Origin of the sequence: Acrocarpospora catenulata, assembly GCF_018476525.1 — a bacterium.
Classification (GTDB): domain Bacteria; phylum Actinomycetota; class Actinomycetes; order Streptosporangiales; family Streptosporangiaceae; genus Acrocarpospora; species Acrocarpospora catenulata.
Map to the genome: position 1 here is coordinate 24,664 of NZ_JAHCST010000022.1, position 17,173 is coordinate 41,836.

Annotated in this window: 14 protein-coding genes; 11 read left to right on the forward strand and 3 right to left on the reverse strand. The window is 67.4% G+C overall.

Translation table 11 applies throughout. The features are described 5' to 3' along the window. The first annotated feature begins 226 nt into the window (after window positions 1–226). Together KIP79_RS22860 and KIP79_RS22865 are read left to right on the forward strand one after the other, a co-directional pair. Window positions 227–1,240 (forward strand): LacI family DNA-binding transcriptional regulator, encoded by a 1,014-nt coding sequence (locus tag KIP79_RS22860; protein ID WP_214106942.1) that lies wholly within the window; start codon window positions 227–229, stop codon window positions 1,238–1,240. Between the two features lie 146 nt (window positions 1,241–1,386). Beyond that, window positions 1,387–2,841 carry an LCP family protein gene (locus KIP79_RS22865; protein ID WP_308169843.1) on the forward strand — a complete coding sequence of 485 codons (1,455 nt, stop codon included), beginning with the start codon at window positions 1,387–1,389 and terminating at the stop codon, window positions 2,839–2,841. 146 nt (window positions 2,842–2,987) lie between these two features. On the opposite strand, the gene KIP79_RS22870 is transcribed toward KIP79_RS22865, so the two are convergent. Beyond that, the gene (locus KIP79_RS22870) at window positions 2,988–3,452 is read right to left on the reverse strand and encodes a nuclear transport factor 2 family protein (RefSeq protein WP_214106943.1); all 465 of its coding nucleotides are present in this window, start codon (window positions 3,450–3,452) and stop codon (window positions 2,988–2,990) included. Between the two features lie 351 nt (window positions 3,453–3,803). Between KIP79_RS22870 and KIP79_RS22875 the strand changes: the two genes are divergently transcribed. From KIP79_RS22875 to KIP79_RS22885, 3 genes are all read left to right on the forward strand, one after another. Continuing rightward, on the forward strand, window positions 3,804–4,181 hold the full coding sequence (locus KIP79_RS22875) for a hypothetical protein (protein WP_214106944.1): 378 nt from the start codon (window positions 3,804–3,806) through the stop codon (window positions 4,179–4,181). A 56-nt stretch (window positions 4,182–4,237) separates the two neighbouring features. After that, window positions 4,238–5,425 carry a serine hydrolase domain-containing protein gene (locus KIP79_RS22880; protein WP_214106945.1) on the forward strand — a complete coding sequence of 396 codons (1,188 nt, stop codon included), beginning with the start codon at window positions 4,238–4,240 and terminating at the stop codon, window positions 5,423–5,425. Window positions 5,426–5,910: 485 nt separating this feature from the next. Then, window positions 5,911–7,281, forward strand: a complete 1,371-nt coding sequence (locus tag KIP79_RS22885; protein ID WP_214106946.1) for an LCP family protein — start codon at window positions 5,911–5,913, stop codon at window positions 7,279–7,281. 1 nt (window position 7,282) lies between these two features. Here KIP79_RS22885 and KIP79_RS22890 read toward each other — a convergent pair whose 3' ends face one another. Then, window positions 7,283–7,660: a Uma2 family endonuclease gene (locus KIP79_RS22890; protein WP_214106947.1), complete on the reverse strand. Its 378-nt coding sequence runs from the start codon at window positions 7,658–7,660 to the stop codon at window positions 7,283–7,285. A 365-nt stretch (window positions 7,661–8,025) separates the two neighbouring features. On the opposite strand from KIP79_RS22890, the gene KIP79_RS22895 reads away from it, so the two are divergent. From KIP79_RS22895 to KIP79_RS22915, 5 genes are all read left to right on the forward strand, one after another. Then, window positions 8,026–9,102 (forward strand): ABC transporter substrate-binding protein, encoded by a 1,077-nt coding sequence (locus KIP79_RS22895; RefSeq protein ID WP_214106948.1) that lies wholly within the window; start codon window positions 8,026–8,028, stop codon window positions 9,100–9,102. Further along, window positions 9,099–9,890, forward strand: coding sequence for an ABC transporter ATP-binding protein (locus KIP79_RS22900; protein WP_214106949.1), 792 nt, complete (start codon window positions 9,099–9,101; stop codon window positions 9,888–9,890). The genes KIP79_RS22895 and KIP79_RS22900 overlap by 4 nt, the downstream gene beginning before the upstream one ends. Continuing rightward, window positions 9,880–10,749 carry an ABC transporter permease gene (locus tag KIP79_RS22905; protein ID WP_214106950.1) on the forward strand — a complete coding sequence of 290 codons (870 nt, stop codon included), beginning with the start codon at window positions 9,880–9,882 and terminating at the stop codon, window positions 10,747–10,749. Before KIP79_RS22900 ends, KIP79_RS22905 begins: the two co-directional genes overlap by 11 nt. 6 nt (window positions 10,750–10,755) lie before the next feature. Then, complete coding sequence (locus KIP79_RS22910) at window positions 10,756–11,154, forward strand: RrF2 family transcriptional regulator (protein ID WP_214106951.1); 399 nt, start codon at window positions 10,756–10,758, stop codon at window positions 11,152–11,154. Between the two features lie 182 nt (window positions 11,155–11,336). Then, window positions 11,337–12,857, forward strand: a complete 1,521-nt coding sequence (locus KIP79_RS22915) for a serine/threonine-protein kinase (protein WP_214106952.1) — start codon at window positions 11,337–11,339, stop codon at window positions 12,855–12,857. A gap of 567 nt (window positions 12,858–13,424) precedes the next feature. Here KIP79_RS22915 and KIP79_RS22920 read toward each other — a convergent pair. Next, window positions 13,425–13,865: a hypothetical protein gene (locus KIP79_RS22920; RefSeq protein WP_214106953.1), complete on the reverse strand. Its 441-nt coding sequence runs from the start codon at window positions 13,863–13,865 to the stop codon at window positions 13,425–13,427. A 2,287-nt stretch (window positions 13,866–16,152) separates the two neighbouring features. Here KIP79_RS22920 and KIP79_RS22925 point away from each other — a divergent pair. Continuing rightward, on the forward strand, window positions 16,153–17,094 hold the full coding sequence (locus KIP79_RS22925; protein ID WP_214106954.1) for an ATP-binding protein: 942 nt from the start codon (window positions 16,153–16,155) through the stop codon (window positions 17,092–17,094). The last annotated feature ends 79 nt before the right edge of the window (window positions 17,095–17,173 follow it).

Genomic DNA, 17,173 nt, shown 5'->3' on the forward strand with positions numbered 1-17,173 from the left:
TGGGAGCGCTCCCACTATCACGAGCAGCGTGGTACCAACCGCCCCTCCCTCGCGACAGGGGCGGCTGAACCGGATAAGTACCGTGACCGTAAAATCTGCATGTCTGAGGTGTCAATAGGTCTCGAATGAGGTGTGATGGCACCGAGACATTCGCGGAAGTGCCCGTAGTAGTGTTACCTGGTCCGAGCAGGGACTAGACCGGTTCAGTGACTGTTCAAGGTGGGCTGTGAGAAGACCGACCATCGCTGACATCGCCCGCCAGGCGGGCGTGTCCAAAGGCGCCGTCTCGTACGCGCTGAACGGCCAGCCCGGCGTGTCGGAGAGCACCCGGGCCAGGATCCTGGCCATCGCCGAGGAGATCGGCTGGCGGCCCAACAGCGCCGCCCGCGCGCTCAACGGCGCAAGGGCCAACGCGATCGGGCTGGCCCTCTGCCGACCGGCCCGCATCCTCGGCATGGAACCCTTCTTCATGGAGCTGATCAGTGGCATCGAGGCGGAACTCTCCGCCAGGTCCTGCGCGCTCATGCTCCAGGTCGTCGGCGACCACGGCGCCGAGATAGCGGTCTACCACCGCTGGTGGGGGGAGGGCCGGATCGACGGCGCCATCGTCGTCGACCTGCACATGAACGACCCGCGCATCCCCGCCCTGGAGGCGCTCGGCATGCCCGCGGTGGTGGTCGGGGACCCGTCCGGGTCCGGGTCCCTGGTGTCGGTCTGGTCCGACGAGCGGGCCGCCGTCCAGGAGACCGTGGCGTACCTGGCCGCGCTCGGGCACCGGCGGCTGGCCCGGGTGGGCGGGCTGCCCAGGCTCGTGCACACCGCGATCAGGGACCGGGCCTTCGCCGAGGCCGGGGCCGGTCTGGACTCCTGCGTCACCGTGCACACCGACTACACCGGCGAGGAGGGCGCCCGCGCCACCCGCCGCCTGCTCAGCTCCGCCCAGCGGCCGACCGCGATCGTCTACGACAACGACATCATGGCCGTGGCCGGGCTCTCGGTGGCCCAGGAGATGCGGCTCACCGTGCCCGGCGACCTGTCCATCGTGGCCTGGGACGACTCGCCACTCTCCCAGGTGGTCCGACCGCCGCTCACCGCGCTCAGCCGGGACATTCCCGCGTACGGCGGGCACGCGGCCCAGTTGCTGCTCGCGCTCATCGACGGGAGCCCGGTCGAGGCGCTGGAGGACCAGGCGGCACGGCTGAACCCGCGAGGGAGCACGGGTCCGCCGCCGCTCAAGTAAGTATCACAACTTTCCTGGGGAAATCCGCGTCAAACGACGTGGCGGCCTGTCCTCTTATCTGGAGTTCAGGATCAGTCGCTACACTTGCGCCGAATTGCAACCGACCAGGGCTCCGACCCTGGGTCCGACACCCCAGGAGTGAGCACGTGGGTCCCGCTGACGTGCGCTCAACCCGCGAGGTCCCGGCCCTGTCCGAGGACACGTCCCCGCCCGCCTCGCCCGGGCGGGACGATGGATCGGCCGCTCCTTCCACCCGGGTCGTGCCCAAATGGCGGGCCTGGTTATGGGTCTTTCTCGCCGGCCTCACCGGGGTGCTGACCGGGACGGCCACCTTCCTGGTCACGGGGTATGTGACGCTGACCAACAACGTCAAGCACGAGGTGGTGACACAGAAGGACCTGGGGCCGCGCCCGGTCAAAGTCGTCAACTCGGCCGTGAACGTGCTGCTGGTGGGGTCGGACGCCCGGGATGGCGCCAACGCCCGTTACGGGAAGTTCGGCGGGGAGCGTACGGACACCATCATCCTCGCCCACATCTCTCCCAAACGGGACGGCGCGCTGCTCATCAGCTTCCCGCGCGACTCGCTGGTCGACTTACCCAACTGCCCGGCCCGCCGGGGCTTCCCCGGGCAGAACCGGCACGTCGGCATGATCAATGAATCGTTCAACGCGGGTGGCGTCAGCTGCACCTGGAAGACCATCGAAGGTCTGACCGGCATCCACATCGACCACTTCGTGAAGGTCGACTTCACCGGATTCAAGGAGATGGTGAACGCGCTCGGCGGCGTGCCGGTCTGCGTTCCCGAACCCGGCATCCTCGACCGGAAGGCGCTGCTCAAGCTCAGCGCCGGGCGTCATCTGCTGACCGGCGAGCAGTCCCTCGGTTACGTACGGGCCAGGTACTCCCTCGGCGACGGCTCCGACATCGGGCGAATCCAGCGTCAGCAGATGTTCCTCGCCTCGATGGCCAAGAAGGCGATGAGCGGCGAGACGCTGACCGACCCCGCCCAGCTCTTCGACTTCCTCGACGCCGTCACCCGTTCCATCACCACCGACCCCGAACTCTCCGTCGGCGTCATGAAAGACCTGGCGATGAGCGCCAAAGGCATCACCGCGGGCCAGATCAGGTTCGTCACCGCCCCCTGGCGCTACTCCCTGACCAACCCCGGCCGCGTCGAATGGGTCCAGCCCCAGGCCGACAACCTCTTCAAGATGGTGGCCTCCGACGAGGTCTCCACCAGCATCAAGACCGGCGAGCAGAAAATCCCCAAATCCCAGATCCACATCATCATCCAGAACGGCTCCGGCCGCCCCAGCCTGGCCACCACAGTCGCCGCCGACCTGGAACAACGCGGCTACCACATCGCCAAGATCCAACAAGCGCCCAAGTACTACCCCAAGACCGTCCTCAAATACACCCCCGCCGGCGAATCCCGCGCCCCCCGCCTCTTCCGCGAACTCAAACAAACCACCACATTCCGCGTAGCCTCCGGCACCACCCCCCGCCTCCTCCTCATCGTCGGCGCCGACTGGGAAGGCCTGAAGCCCCCCAAAACCTTGGACGACATCGACAGCTTCGACGCCACCCACGACACGTGCTGATGGCGGGCAAGTCCGCACATACCACCACCGAAGCCCACCTCCCCGGCGGAGCCGGGCCCGGACCCGGAGGGTCACGAGGGTGGGTGGGTGGGAGTTCCACGCCAAGCGACGGCGAAGCCGTACAGAACCGAGGTTCGTAGGCGCGGTCAGAAGCCGAAGTAGGTCAGGCTGGGGTGGTCGTCGGGGCGGCGGCCGAGGGGCCAGTGGTATCTGCGGTCGGCCTCTCTGATGGGGAGGTCGTTGATGCTGGCGTGCCGGTGGGTCATCAGGCCCTCGTCGTTGAACTCCCAGTTCTCGTTGCCGTAGGAGCGGTACCACTGGCCGGAGTCGTCATGGCACTCGTAGGCGAAACGCACCGCGATGCGGTTGCCGTGGAAGGACCACAGTTCCTTGATGAGGCGGTAGTCCAGCTCCCGGTTCCACTTCCGGGTCAGGAAGGCGATGATCTCCTCGCGACCGTTGATGAACTCGGCCCGATTCCGCCACCGACTGTCGGGGGAGTAACCGAGCGCCACCCGCTCCGGATCCCGGGTGTTCCAGGCGTCCTCAGCCTGACGCACCTTCTCGATCGCACTCTCCCGGGTGAAGGGCGGCAGCCCCGACGGTGTCATGTTTCCCCCGTTCCCACCGCTCCCGCCGCCCCAGCCCAAGATCAGCTCAAGACATGAGAAGAAAGCATCCCCACCGGCCGCGCCTGCCCTCAGCCACCACCCGAACTGGCCCTCAGGCACCCCCAGCTGGCCCTCAGCCCCCACCCGAGCCTTACCGGCAGCACCGGCCGAAGTCTCGGACGCACCGCACGCCACAGATAACTTCGTCTTCGTTGTTGACGACGTTTCAGCCCTCGTCTAACTTTGTCTCAGATCGAGACGAGGTTGGATGCACGCCGATGCGGGGCTTCGTCTTGGCCGTGGTAGTAAAGAGATCCGCAGAGGAGGCCGTACAGACAGAGTTGGTGCACCATGACCGAGCGTTACCTCGGCGTTTTCGGTATTGGCGAAGCGCTGGGCGTGAGTCGGCATGCGGTGCACAAGTGGCGTTCCCGCTATCCCAGCGATTCCGACCACCCGTTTCCCGAACCCGATGTCGAGGTCGACGGAACCCCAGGCTGGCGGCCTGATCGGCTGGCGGAAATCATCCAGTGGCGCAGCGGTCTCCCAGGCCGCGGCACCGGCGGCGGTCGTCCTACCGCCGCGCGCCAGGAGTACCTGAAGGAAGCAGCCGCGCGAGGCATGGACCGCGACGAAGCACTGCGCGCGCTCGCCTCGCTCACCGAAGAGTTCCCCGAGATGACCGAGCCGGAAATCTGCGCCTGGCTCATCAGCCACTGGCGGCGCTAGCCCCTCCCGCCACGAGCACTTCCCCAAAACACCATCCCCACGGAAGGCGATGACGCATGCCCGAAATCAGCGGCGAAACCGCACCAGGATTCGAAGCAGTACGTGAGGCGTTCGCAGCCAATCTGGCCGGCGGACAGGAAGTGGGCGCCGCGGTCGCCGCCTACCTGCACGGCCGGAAGATCGTCGACCTGTGGGGCGGAAGCGCCGACCCCGCCACCGGCCGCCGCTGGGAGCGCGACACCCTGCAGGTCGTGTTCTCCACCACCAAGGCCGTCACCGCCGCCTGCGCGCACCTGCTGGCCCAGCGCGGCGACCTGGACCTGGACACCCCCGTCGCCAAGTACTGGCCGGAGTTCGCGGCGAACGGAAAGGACCGAATCCCGGTCCGCTGGCTGCTCACCCATCAGGCCGGACTACCTGCGATCGACCACCCGATCACTCCGGCGGAGGCGATCGCCTGGGACCCGATGGTGACCGCGCTGGCCGCCCAGCGCCCATTCTGGGAACCGGGCACCGAACACGGCTACCACGCGCACACCTACGGCTGGCTGGTGGGCGAAGTCGTCCGCCGGGTGACGGGCCGCACCATCGGCACCTTCCTCGCCGAAGAGATCGCCGCACCACTTGGCCTGGACCTGTGGATCGGCCTGCCGAAAACCGAGCAGCACCGGGTCAGCCGGATCGTCGCCCCACCGATCGACCTGAACGCACTGACCGGGATCGACCTGGACGCCCTTCCCGAACCCGCGCGCGAGGTGATGCGAGCCTACGCGGACCCCACGTCACTCACCATGCGGTCGATGACCGTCGTCACGCCGATGCTGAACCACGACGACCCCAACGAGCAGTTCGCCGAAATGCCCTCGACCAACGGCATCTGCACCGCCCGTGCACTGGCCCGCTTCTACGCCGCACTCATCGGTGAGGTTGACGGACACCGAATCCTCTCACCCGACACCCTGGCGGCGGCGACCGCCGAACAGGTCAGTGGCGTCGACCGCATCCTGCGCATACCCGTCCGGATAGCCACCGGTTTCGGCCTCCCGACGCCGGACGCCTTCTGGTACAGCCCAACCGCCTTCGGATTCCCCGGTTACGGCGGATCGCTCGGCTTCGCCGACCCGGCGACCGGCCTGGCCTTCGGCTACGTCATGAACCACATCCAAGAAGGCGTACCAGACCTGAGAGCCGCCACGCTCCTCAACGCGGTCCAGAACGCAATCAAGGCCGGGAGCGCCCGATAGCGTCCCAGCCTTGCAAGTTTTCACTTACTTGCGCAAAGTTCTCTAGAGAAGTTCCCGGGTCCCCTGCGAATCCAGTTCGCCACCCAAGGTCACTGAGATATACAGAGGAACCATACAAAAAGTCAAGTTGTGTGTCAATTACTCCGGAGCCCGACAGCGGGGAGCGCGCCGGAAGCGCTGCGAGTGATCGCGGTCGTAGCGAGCCCGTGGACGTCGTGGACGACACCGTGCGCGGGGAATCTGACCCGCCCATGTTGCCCCGGAGGCGGTGGGCATGGCTGGAATTGATCTCCCTTGAGTGAGCGTGGCGAGGTCAGAGGCTTGAAGGAGATGAGAGATCGACAGGGTGATGCGTGGGATGGCATGGGCTGATTAGGGCGTAAGGCTGCGTAGCCTGTGTTCTTATCTGGCCAGGTGGACGGCATAGAGGGGCCTACGCGAAACGTGGAGTGGGGATGCGGGAGAGCAGGAGCTTGGGTCGGGCCTTGGGGTTGACCCTCGGGTCGGCGGCGCTCTGGGGGATCGCGCATCTGTGGGCGGGGCGGACCAAGACCGGGCTGGTGCTCGCGGGTGTCTATGTGGGTCTGCTGGCCACGGCGATCGCGATGATCACCAGTTTCCGGTCGCTGGCGTACTCGTTGCTGGTACGGCCCGGCTGGCTGGTGGGAATGGTCATCGGCACACTCGCGGTGGCCGTGCTCTGGTCCGGTGTGATCGTCTCGTCCTACCGCTCGGTACGGCCGTCGAGGTTGCACGGAGCGCGCAGGTGGTGGGGCATCGCCCTGGTCAGCGGACTCTGCGCCCTGGTGGCGACCCCCCTGATGTACGCGAGCAGGCTCGCCTACCTCTCCCAGGACCTGGTCACCAGCGTGTTCACCGCGGACCCGCTCGCGTTCTACAACGGCCGCGCGGGCGCCGACCCCCTGACGGCCAAGAAGCGCCTGAACATCCTCCTGGTGGGAACCGACGCCGCCAAGAACCGCCCCGGCGCGCGCACCGACAGCGTGACCGTCGCCAGCATCGACACCCGAACCGGCAAGGCCGTGCTCTTCGGGCTCCCCCGCAACCTGGAACACGTTCCCTTCCCCCCGGGCCCCGCCAGGGACGCCTTCCCCGACGGTTTCACCGGCGACGGCGCGGCCTCCCCCGGCCTGCTCAACGAGATCTACCAGTGGGCCGAGGACAACCCGTACATGGCCCCCGATCTTCCGGACGGCAAGCGCGGCATCACCGTCCTGAGGTCGACGGTAAGCGGCATCCTGGGCCTCCCCATCGACTACTACGCGATGGTCGACATGAAGGGCTTCGCCCAGATCATCGACGCCATCGGCGGCGTCACGGTAACCGTCAAAGAGGACATCGTCTACGGCACCTACCGGGACGGCCTGGTCAAGGCCGGCACCCGCAAACTCTCCGGCGCGGAAGCCCTCTGGTTCGGCCGCTCCCGCACCGACAGCGACGACTACGTCCGCATGAGCCGCCAGAAATGCCTGCTCAACGCCATAGCCAAACAGGCCGACCCGCTAACCGTCCTCGGCGGCTTCGACCACATCACCTCCGCCACCAAACGCTACGTCTCCACCGACATCCCCCAATCCCTCCTCCCCGCCCTCCTCAACCTCTCGGAAAAGGTCCGCCTCTCCCACATCACCAGCCTCCAGTTCGTCCCCCCACTGATCAACACCGTCCACCCCGACTGGCCCTTCATCCGCACCAGGGTCGAGGAAACCCTCACCAACGGAAAACCCCCGGCCATCCACAACCCGACGCCATCAAGGCATGAGGCCAGCTCACAGGCAAGTCCATCCACGTCAGTGGCCAACGATGCGGTTTCGCTGGACTCGGCATGCGAATAACTCAGCCGAGCACCAGTAGGTCACCGGGATCGAACTCGATCGGAACGGGGGCGTCCACCTTCAACGTCGTTCCGGCGAAGACGCGGTCGACACGCCGATAAGTCCAGAAATGGGAAGTTTGCTGGTAGAGAGTGATGTTGACCTCGGGCTCCAGGTCGACGACCCAGTAGTGCGGAATACCGGTAGCGGCATACTCGCCGAGCTTCTCGTAACGGTCTGTGCGCTCGCTACCGCTGTAACGAGAGATGACCTCGACCACCAGGCACACGTCCGCTCCCTTGTGCGCCCGCTCGTCCCGCTTTAGTGACGCAAGGGCACCCGCACGGTCGATGACGCCGATGTCGGGCCCACGAATCCCAGCGACCGTGAACACGTCCACGCAGCGGCGCCGATGGCCGACTCAAGCAACACCCGAAGCCCGCGAACAACACGATCATGACAAGCGTCGGGCTGAGAGGGGATCACGAGCCACCCGTTAACGAGCTCATAACGAGCGTCCCGGGGCATCCGATCAAGGTCGGCAATCGTGTACGGCCCGTGGTTGTACGAGTACACCCGATCGTCATATGTGACGTGCACGTACTCCACCCTTCGCTCACCAGTTCGGTTATCTTGGCTCAAGAATACCACTCCCAGTAGTCAGTCAAATACAAAGTCAGATTACCCACCCAACTTGACGGGAATGCGGGGATCGGCTTTAATCCTGATAACCCGACTTATTTAGTAGGAATCAGGGAGAAGCGCATGGATGCTCGCAGGATTCGCGGAGTCGTTGCCGCGTTGGCCGCGGTGGGGGTAACCGTGCTCGCGGCCGCCTGCGGCGGGGGCGGGGGCTCGGCCGGGGACAGTTCGGCGACAGGCGGGGCGACGACGGAGAAGAGCGAGGTCAGGCTGGGATTCTTCCCGAACATCACGCACTCCACCGCGCTGGTGGGGGTGGAGAAGGGATTCTTCGCCAAGTCGCTCGGCGACAACGTCACACTGAAGACCAGCACCTTCAACGCGGGTCCCGCCGCCATCGAGGCGGTCTTCTCGGGAGCCATCGACGCCACCTACATCGGCCCGAACCCGGCCATCAACGCCTGGGAGAAGTCCAAGGGCCAAGCCATCAAGATCGTCGCAGGCGCCGCGTCCGGCGGCGTCTACCTGGTGGTCAAGCCGGAGATCAACTCGATCGAGGACCTGAAGGGCAAGAAGGTCGCCACCCCGCAGCTGGGCAACACCCAGGACGTCGCACTCCGCTACTACCTGGACGAGAAGGGCATCAAGACCGACACCAAGGGCGGCGGTGAGGTCTCGATCGTGCCCCAGGAGAACTCCCTGACCCTGCAGACCTTCGCCACCGGCGACATCGACGGCGCCTGGGTGCCCGAGCCGTTCGCCAGCCGCCTGATCCAGGAGAGCGGCGGCAAGGTCCTGATCGACGAGCGCGACCTCTGGCCGAACAAGCAGTTCGTGATCACCCACCTGATCGTCCGGCAGGACTGGGCCAAGGAGCACCCGGACCTGGTCAAGAAGCTGATCGAGGGCCACGTCGAGTCCACCGCGTACATCAAGAGCGACCCGACGGGCGCGGCCGCGGCGGTCAACAAGCAGCTGGAGGCGCTGACCGGCAAGCCGCTCAAGCCGGAGGTGCTGGACAGCGCGTTCAAGAACATCACCTTCACCAACGACCCGATCGCCTCCTCGCTGATCGGCAGCGCCGACCACGCGATCAAGGTGGGCCTGCTCCAGCCGGTGGACCTGAACGGCATCTACGACCTCACCGTGCTCAACGAGGTCCTGGCCGCCAAGGGAGAGACGGCGGTGAGCGACAAGTGACAGCTCCTGCTCAGGAGCTCGGTTCCGGCCGGTCGGAGGGCGATACGCCCGCCGTCCGGCTGGACGCCGTCTCCAAGGTGTACGGCCGGGGCCCGAGCAGCCTGCTCGCCCTCGACCAGGTCTCCCTGGAGGCCGCCCAGGGCGAGTTCGTCTGTCTGCTGGGCGCGTCCGGCTGCGGCAAGAGCACCATGCTCAACCTGGTCGCTGGCCTGGACCGCCCGACCGCGGGCACCATCGAAACCGGCGGTCGCAAGATCGCCATGATGTTCCAGGAACCCGCCCTGTTCCCGTGGCTGACCGTGTCCGGCAACGTCGAGCTGGCCCTGCGCGTCCAGGGCCTGGACCGCAAGGCCCGCCGCGCCCGCGCGGCCGAATTACTGGACGTGGTGCACCTGGGCGGCTTCGCCAGGAAGCGCCCGCACGAGCTGTCCGGCGGCATGCGCCAGCGGGTTTCCCTGGCCCGCGCGCTCGCCCAGCAGGCCGACCTGCTGCTGATGGACGAGCCGTTCGGCGCCCTGGACGCGATGACCCGCGACCTGCTCCACGACGAGCTGGAGCGCATCTGGCGGGAGCGGAACCTGGCCGTGCTCTTCGTCACCCACAACGTGCGCGAGGCGGTCCGGCTCGGCGACCGGGTGGTGCTGCTGTCCAGCCGACCCGGCAAGGTCATCGAGGACTATTCGGTCAAACTCGACCGGCCCCGCCGTACCGAGTCGCGGGACGTGGCAGAACTGGCGGGCGGGATCACCGAGCGCCTCAAGGAGGAGGTGCGCCGCCATGGCCGTTGAGGCGCCGAACCGGCTGAACGAGCAGATCGCCGGTCTGGACGCGCTGGAGATCCAGACCGAACGCAAGCGCGGCGTGCTCCAGCTGTTCTGGGGCCGCCTGTGGCCGATGCTGCTCGCGGTCGCGATCGTCCTGGCCATCTGGGAGGGCGTGGTCCGGGCCGGCTTCTGGCCGGAGTACGTCTTCGCCGGGCCGATCACCTCCCTCCAGGAGCTGGGGAACCGGCTGGGCACCGCCGAGTTCTGGCACGCCATCGCGACCACGATGCGCCGCGGCCTGAGCGGTTTCGCGCTGGCCATCCTGGTCGGCGTGCTGATCGGCGCGGCCGTCTCCCGGGTCCGGCTGCTGCGGGCCGCGTTCGGCTCCCTGATCACCGGTCTGCAGACGATGCCGTCCATCGCCTGGTTCCCGCTGGCCATCCTGCTCTTCGGGCTGACCGAGAGCGCGATCACCTTCGTGGTGGTGATCGGCGCGGCGCCGTCCATCGCGAACGGCCTGATCTCGGGCGTGGACTACACGCCGCCCATCCTGCTGCGCGCCGGGCACGTGCTCGGCCTGCGGCGGCTGGCGCTCTACCGGCACCTGATCCTGCCTGCCTCGCTCCCGTCGTTCCTGGCGGGCCTCAAGCAGGGCTGGGCGTTCGCCTGGCGGTCCCTGATGGCGGGCGAGATCCTGGTGATCATCGCCAACCAGCCGTCGCTGGGCGAGCAGCTGCACTACGCGCGGGAGCTGGCGGACTCGGCCCGGCTGCTGGCCACCATGATCGTCATTCTGGTCATCGGGGTGCTGGTGGACGTGCTCTTCGGGGTGGCCGACAGCGCCCTGCGCCAGCGGTGGGGCCTGGACCAGCGGATCGGATGACAGCAGGTGCGCCTGTCGGCCCGCACCCAGTACGCGCTGCGCGCGGCGGTGGAACTCGCGGCCGCGCCCGGCGCTCCGGTCCCCGCGGAGCGCATCTCCGCCGCGCAGCGCATTCCCCGCCGGTTCCTGGACAACATCCTGCTCCAGCTGCGCCGGGCCGGGCTGATCAACAGTCAGCGCGGCCCGGACGGCGGCTACTGGCTGGCCCGCCCCGCCGGTGAGATCACCCTGGCCGACGTCATCCTGGTCATCGAGGGCGTGCCGCAGCGGAACGAACCCTTCCCCGGCGCCTCGGAACCCCTGGAAAAGGTCTGGTCGGCCCTGCGTGAGCACCAGGACGGCGTGCTCGCGGAGATCACGCTGGCCCATGTGGTGAGCGGCTCGTTGCCGGATCTGTCACGCTGACGAACGAGAAAGGCGTGATCTGAACAGCCGCGGCGGTGAGCCGCCCGGTTGGCGGTTATGCGGCGGGCTGTGGAAGGGGTTTCTCGTTTAAATGACGGACTGACCAGTTGGTCCCGTACGCCCCTCTAGTTATGGAAGACTCCCCATCCAGTGGTATTTGCCAGCATGCAGAGGCAGGCGTGATGGGAACTCCGGGTCAGCTGATCGTCAAGCGATATCGGCTGGTACGGGCGCTTGGTCAAGGTAGCACGGGCATCGTCTGGGAAGGCCACGACACCCTGCTGGACCGCACGGTGGCCATTCGCGAGGTGCTGCTCCCCACCGGGCTGCGGGAGAACCGCCGCCTGGCGCTGACCCAGCGGGTCGCTCGGGAGGTCCGCCAGGCCGAACGCCTCCGGCACCCCAACGTCGCCGCCGTCTACGACGTGGCCGAGGAGGACGGCCGGCCGTGGATCGTCATGGAGCTGTGCCGCTCCCGGTCGCTGGACGGCATCGTGGCCAGCGACGGCCCGCTGGCCCCCGGACGCGCCGCGGTCATCGCCCGCCAGGTCCTGGCCGCGCTCACCGTCGCGCACGCCGCCGGTGTCCGGCACGGCGACGTACGGCCGGCCAACATCCTGATCGGGCATGACGGGCGGGTGCTGCTGGCCGATTTCGGGGTGAGCACACTGGCCGCCGACGCGGCGTTCACCCCGCCGGACCGTTCCCCCGCGCACGGCGAGGCCGCCAGCGCCACCCGGAGCGCCGCGGCCTTCCTCGCGCCCGAACGGACGAGCGGCGAAGGCCCCAGGGACGCCTCCGACCTGTGGTCACTGGGGGCCAGCCTCTACCTGGCCGTCACCGGGCGGCCGCCGTTGGCGCTCAGGTCGGCCGGCAAGCCAGGGCAGCCGGCGAGTGGACCCGACGTGTCCGCCGCGCCGGAGGCGCTCCGGCCGGTGCTGACGGGGCTGCTGGCGCGGGACCCGAAACGGCGGCTGGCCCCGGACGCGGCCGACCGCATGCTGGCCGAGTTCGAGCCGCCCCCGCCGCCACCCGAGGTGAAGCCGCGCCGGGGCAGGGCCCGGCTGATCGCGGTGGGCGCGGCTGCAGTGCTGCTGGCCGGCGCGGTGGGCGGGTGGGCGCTGTTCCGCCCGGAGCCCGCGGTCACCGAGGCCCGCGCGGAGGTCACGGCCACTCCGGCGCCGGCGTCCTTGTCCTCGGCGTCTCCCTCGCCGAGCCCGGTCAACGCGACCCGGCTCCGGCTGGCCTGGTACGAGGCGCCGACCGGTTGGCGGGCGGCGGTGCCCAGGAAGTGGAGACTGGAACGGACCGAGTACTCCCTCTGGTGGCTGGACCCGGACGGGCGCGCCCAGCTGAACGTGGAGGTCACCAACCAGAGCGGCACCGATCCCCTGGGAGCGTTACACGAGGCCGAGGCGATCCTCTACCCCAACGTCAAGAACTACGAGAAACTACGGCTCCGCTCCGTCAGCTCCAAACACGGCACCGCGGCCGACTGGGAATTCACCTGGCTCCAGCAGAAGACCTCGGTGGACACCCACCTGGTGAAGGGCGTCTACTACCACCAGTACCGGCGGGTCATCTCCACCGGTACGACCACCAGCGTGCTCACCTGGACCACGATGGCCGACGACTGGGATCGCCTGCGCCCCACCCTGATCCGCGTCTTCCGCATGTACGAACCGCCGAAGGACCCCGCCTAGGAACGCTCCCGGCGAGGCTCTCGGCATCGACCCTCTGAGGCGTCACCGCCTCCGCTGTTACCGCCTGCGACGTTCCACGAGTGGTGCCGCCGCGTTGCTGCTGCGGCGTTCCAACGAGTGGTGTCGCCGCTGTGCTGCCGCGTGCGGCGTTCCTATCGGTGTCGCCGCCTGTGGCGTCGCTGCTTGTGGTGCTGTCGCCGCTGTGTTGCCGCCTGCGGCGTTCCATCGTCGTGCCGCCTGCGGCGTTCCCATAGGTGTTGCCGCCTGTGGCGTCGCTGCTTGTGGCGCTATTGCCGCTGTGTTGCCGCCTGCTGGCGTTCCACGAGTGGTGTCGCCGCCTGTGTTACCGCCTGCGGCGTCCCAACGAGTGGTGACGCCGCGTGTTGCTGCTGCGGCGTTCCAACGAGTGGTGTCGCCGCTGTGTTGCCGCGTGCGGCGTTCCTATCGGTGTCGCCGCCTGTGGCGTTGCTGCTTGTGGTGCTGTCGCCGGTGGCGTCGTCACCGGCGGCTGCCGCCGGTGGTGCTGCGCTGTGGCGTTTCTTTGTGAGTGATTCGTGGATCGGCTGTTCACCTGGGCGGGCCGCGGCCTCCGGGGACCCGCGCCGCGGCGGCGGCCCGGGCGACTGTTGTCCGCTGTTGTGGCCGGGACAGTTCGGTACGGGTGACCGTGGGGTCCATGGCCGCGTATCCCTGACCGGGGGCCTGGGTCTGGCCGTGCCAGGTTTCGAGCTTGCTGAAGTCCGTGAGTGTGATGGGCGTGGAGACCGGGTTATGGCAACTGTGGTCAGGTGCCCCGCTGAAGGCCCCCTCGTACCAGATGGAGGATCTCAGGGGTGTCGCTCTGCGTGGCATCATCACCAGCACCTGGCCGGAAGACCGGGCTTCGCCGGCGAGACGCACCGGGCTGGCGACGGCCGCCGGGCGTTGCCACGCGTACGCGTCGGGCGCCGCCAACACGGGCAGCACGATGGCCGCGCAGAAGGTCAGCGCGAGGGCCACGGCCGCCACCGTGGCCTGTCTGGCTGCCGAAACGGTGCGCCGACACCGATCGGCCAATGCCATTACCGACATGGACAATCCCCTATCAACAAACAACGCATTTCGTTATGGGGGGATTTGTTGAGCAGGAAGCTCTCACGGGCTTTGATGCCCGGGGTTATTGCTGTTAAACCTGAGACCGAGATAACTCGCGAGATTTTTTCGGGAGGCGGCGCACGGCATCGGAACGGCAATTCCCATCCAAATGAATAACCCTCGAAAATCCGCATGACCGCGCGATAGGCCGGGATTTCCGGAGTGGTCGGTGGATGTCGCTCTGATGTCGTTGAAAGCGCTGGTTCCCGCTCCGAAACCACCGAAGCCTCAGAACCTGTCGTAGCGTTCGAAGCTGCCGTAACGTTCGAAGCGTTCGAAGCTGGCTTAGCGTTCGAAGCTACCGAAGCGTTCGAAGCGGACATAGCCTTACCAGGCACAACGTCTTCGTAGCATTCCACATGCTTAGGGGAAACCCTGCGACCGAGCCCAAACAGACCAAGCAGGAAGGACAGGAGCCCAAGCAGGAGGCGCTTAACCCCCCAACCGGCCTGAACGTTGCAGAATCGGTACACAATTCCCCCTAATCAACGACGGCCAATTCGGGGGCGAGGTCGGCGACCTCAATCGGCTGACGTATTTCGACAGCCCCGAACCTACCCCCGCCCCCAACCACAAAACCTCGAAGAACCAGGAAGAATAAACATCCACTCTCATCCACGAACGCACCTTCACCCCCATTCCCGCCCCCCGTTTTCACGAATTTCCCCCGTTTCACATCCAGACCCCACTGGGCGAATTTCGACGATCTGATCCCCCACACACAACTCCCCGCACACGGGCAAAAGACCCACCCGAACCAAGGGGGCCACGAGAAGGAGTCACTGGAAGGGAGTCACGAGCCACACGGACCAAGGGGCCAACAAGTCAACGGGCAAGGGGCCACGGGCCACCGGCCACCGGCCACGGACCACGGACCACGGACAAGAGGTTCTCCTTGCGAAGCCCCCGCGAGTGCGCGCCGGTGCCTGGACTAACGGAGCGCCGGGAGCACAGCGACCAGAACGGAGGAGGGAAGGCACCGGACGAGACGGTCGGCTATCGTTCCGGCGCACTAAAGGCTGGTTACCGTGGGACTCCCACCCACCCTTCTCGACCTTCGGTCGCAGACCCGGCTCCGCCGGGACCGTCCGCTTCCGTCCCGGCACACGCAGGCTGGGTGCCGCCGTCGGCCAGGCTGCCACCGTAGGGGTTGCCGAACATGCTCGAACTGGAGGGCCGTGGCATGCTCGGCCCGCCCCGCGAGAACCCGCTGCACGGGACCATCGACTGCTGTCCCGGCACACGCAGGCTGGGTGCCGCCGTCGGCCAGGCTGCCACCGTAGGGGTTGCCGAGGATGCTCGAACTGGAGGGCCGCGGCGTGCTCGGCCCGCCCCGCGAGAACCCGCTGCGCGGGACCATCGACTGCCGTCCCGGCACACGAAAGACTGATTGTCGTAGAACTCCCACCCACCTGGGATGACCCTCAGTCAGACCCGGCTCCACCGGGACGGTCGGCCACTACCCCGACACACAAAGGCTGGTTACCGTGGGACTCCCACCCACCCACCCTTCTCGACCTTCGGTCGCAGACCCGGCTCCGCCGGGACCGTCCGCTTCCGTCCCGGCACACGCAAACTGGGTACCGCCGTCGGCCAGGCTGCCACCGTAGGGGTTGCCGAACATGCTCGAACTGGAGGGCCGTGGCATGCTCGGCCCGCCCCGCGAGAACCCGCTGCGCGGGACCGCCGACTGCCGTCCCGGCACACGAAAGACTGATTGTCGTAGAACTCCCACCACCCTCTTGAACCCTTCGGGTCCGAACCCGGGGTCCGGCGGGAGAGGTCGGCAGCCGTCCAGCACGCGAAAGATTGGTCGCCGTGGGACACCCACCCACCCTGGATGACCTTCAGTCGGACCCGGCTCCGCCAGGACGGTCGGCCACCACCTCGACGCACAAAGGCTGATTGCCGTGGGGCCCTCACCCTCTAAGCGCGTTCACCGGGCGGGTCTCCCCGACTCCAGGAGGCGGCCAACCTCCTGGCCTTCACCTTCTAAGCGCACTCGCCGGGACCCGAAGCGTCGCTATGTCATGGGAAATACCGGAACCTGCGACGCACTCGCCGCGATGCGCAGCATCGCTATGACACAGCGCCGCCATGGAGCACTATGATGAGCGGCGACATTGGAAACCGTTTTCAAGTTCAGTTGGGGAGGACGACCGTGCGGGTGGCGTTTGTCGGCAAGGGCGGGAGCGGGAAGACGACGATGTCGTCGCTGTTCGCGCGGTACGCGGCGCGGCGGGGCCGGGTGGTGGCCATCGACGCCGACATCAACCAGCATCTGGGGCTCGCGCTGGGTATCGAGACCATCCCGCCGCCGATGGGCGCAAGGCTGACTGATATCAAGGAGTATCTACGGGGCGACAATCCGCGGATCACCTCTGCGGCGGCGATGGTGAAGACCACGCCCCCAGGCCGGGGGTCCCGGCAGCCCACCATCGACGACCGCTTCTTCTTGGAGAACTTCGCCGTCGCGGATGGCGAGCTGCACCTGATGGCCACCGGCCCGTTCAGTGAGGACGACCTCGGGGTGGCCTGTTACCACTCCAAGGTGGGCGCGGCGGAGATGTACCTCAACCACCTGGTGGACGGCCCGGGCGAGTACGTCGTGGTGGACATGACCGCCGGCGCGGACTCCTTCGCCTCGGGCCTGTTCACCCGCTTCGACCTGACCTTCCTGGTGGCCGAGCCCACCCGCCAGGGCATCGGCGTCTACGAGCAGTACCGGGAGTACGCGGCGGGCTTCGACGTCCCGCTCGCGGTGATCGGCAACAAGGTCCAGAGCCCGGGCGACGAGGCGTTCCTGCGCGCCCACACCGGCGACGCGCTGCTCACCACGATGACCCACTCGCCGGCGGTGCGCGCGATGGAACAGGGCCACCCCTTCACCCTCGCCGACCTCGAACCCGGCAACCTGGCCGCCCTGGCCACCATGCTGGACCGCCTCGACGCCCAGCCCAAGGACTGGGCCAGGTTCGGCCGCCAGACCGCCGAGTTCCACCTTCGCAACGCCAGGGCCTGGGCCAACCGCGCCACCGGCGCCGACCTGAGCCACCAGATCGACCCCGACTTCGTCTACGGCACCATCCCCGCCCAAATCTGACGCCCCCGACACAGCTGTATCGCCTCACCGATAGGTGGAGGCGCACATCGGCCCGGCATACCGTCAGGGTCGATCTCTT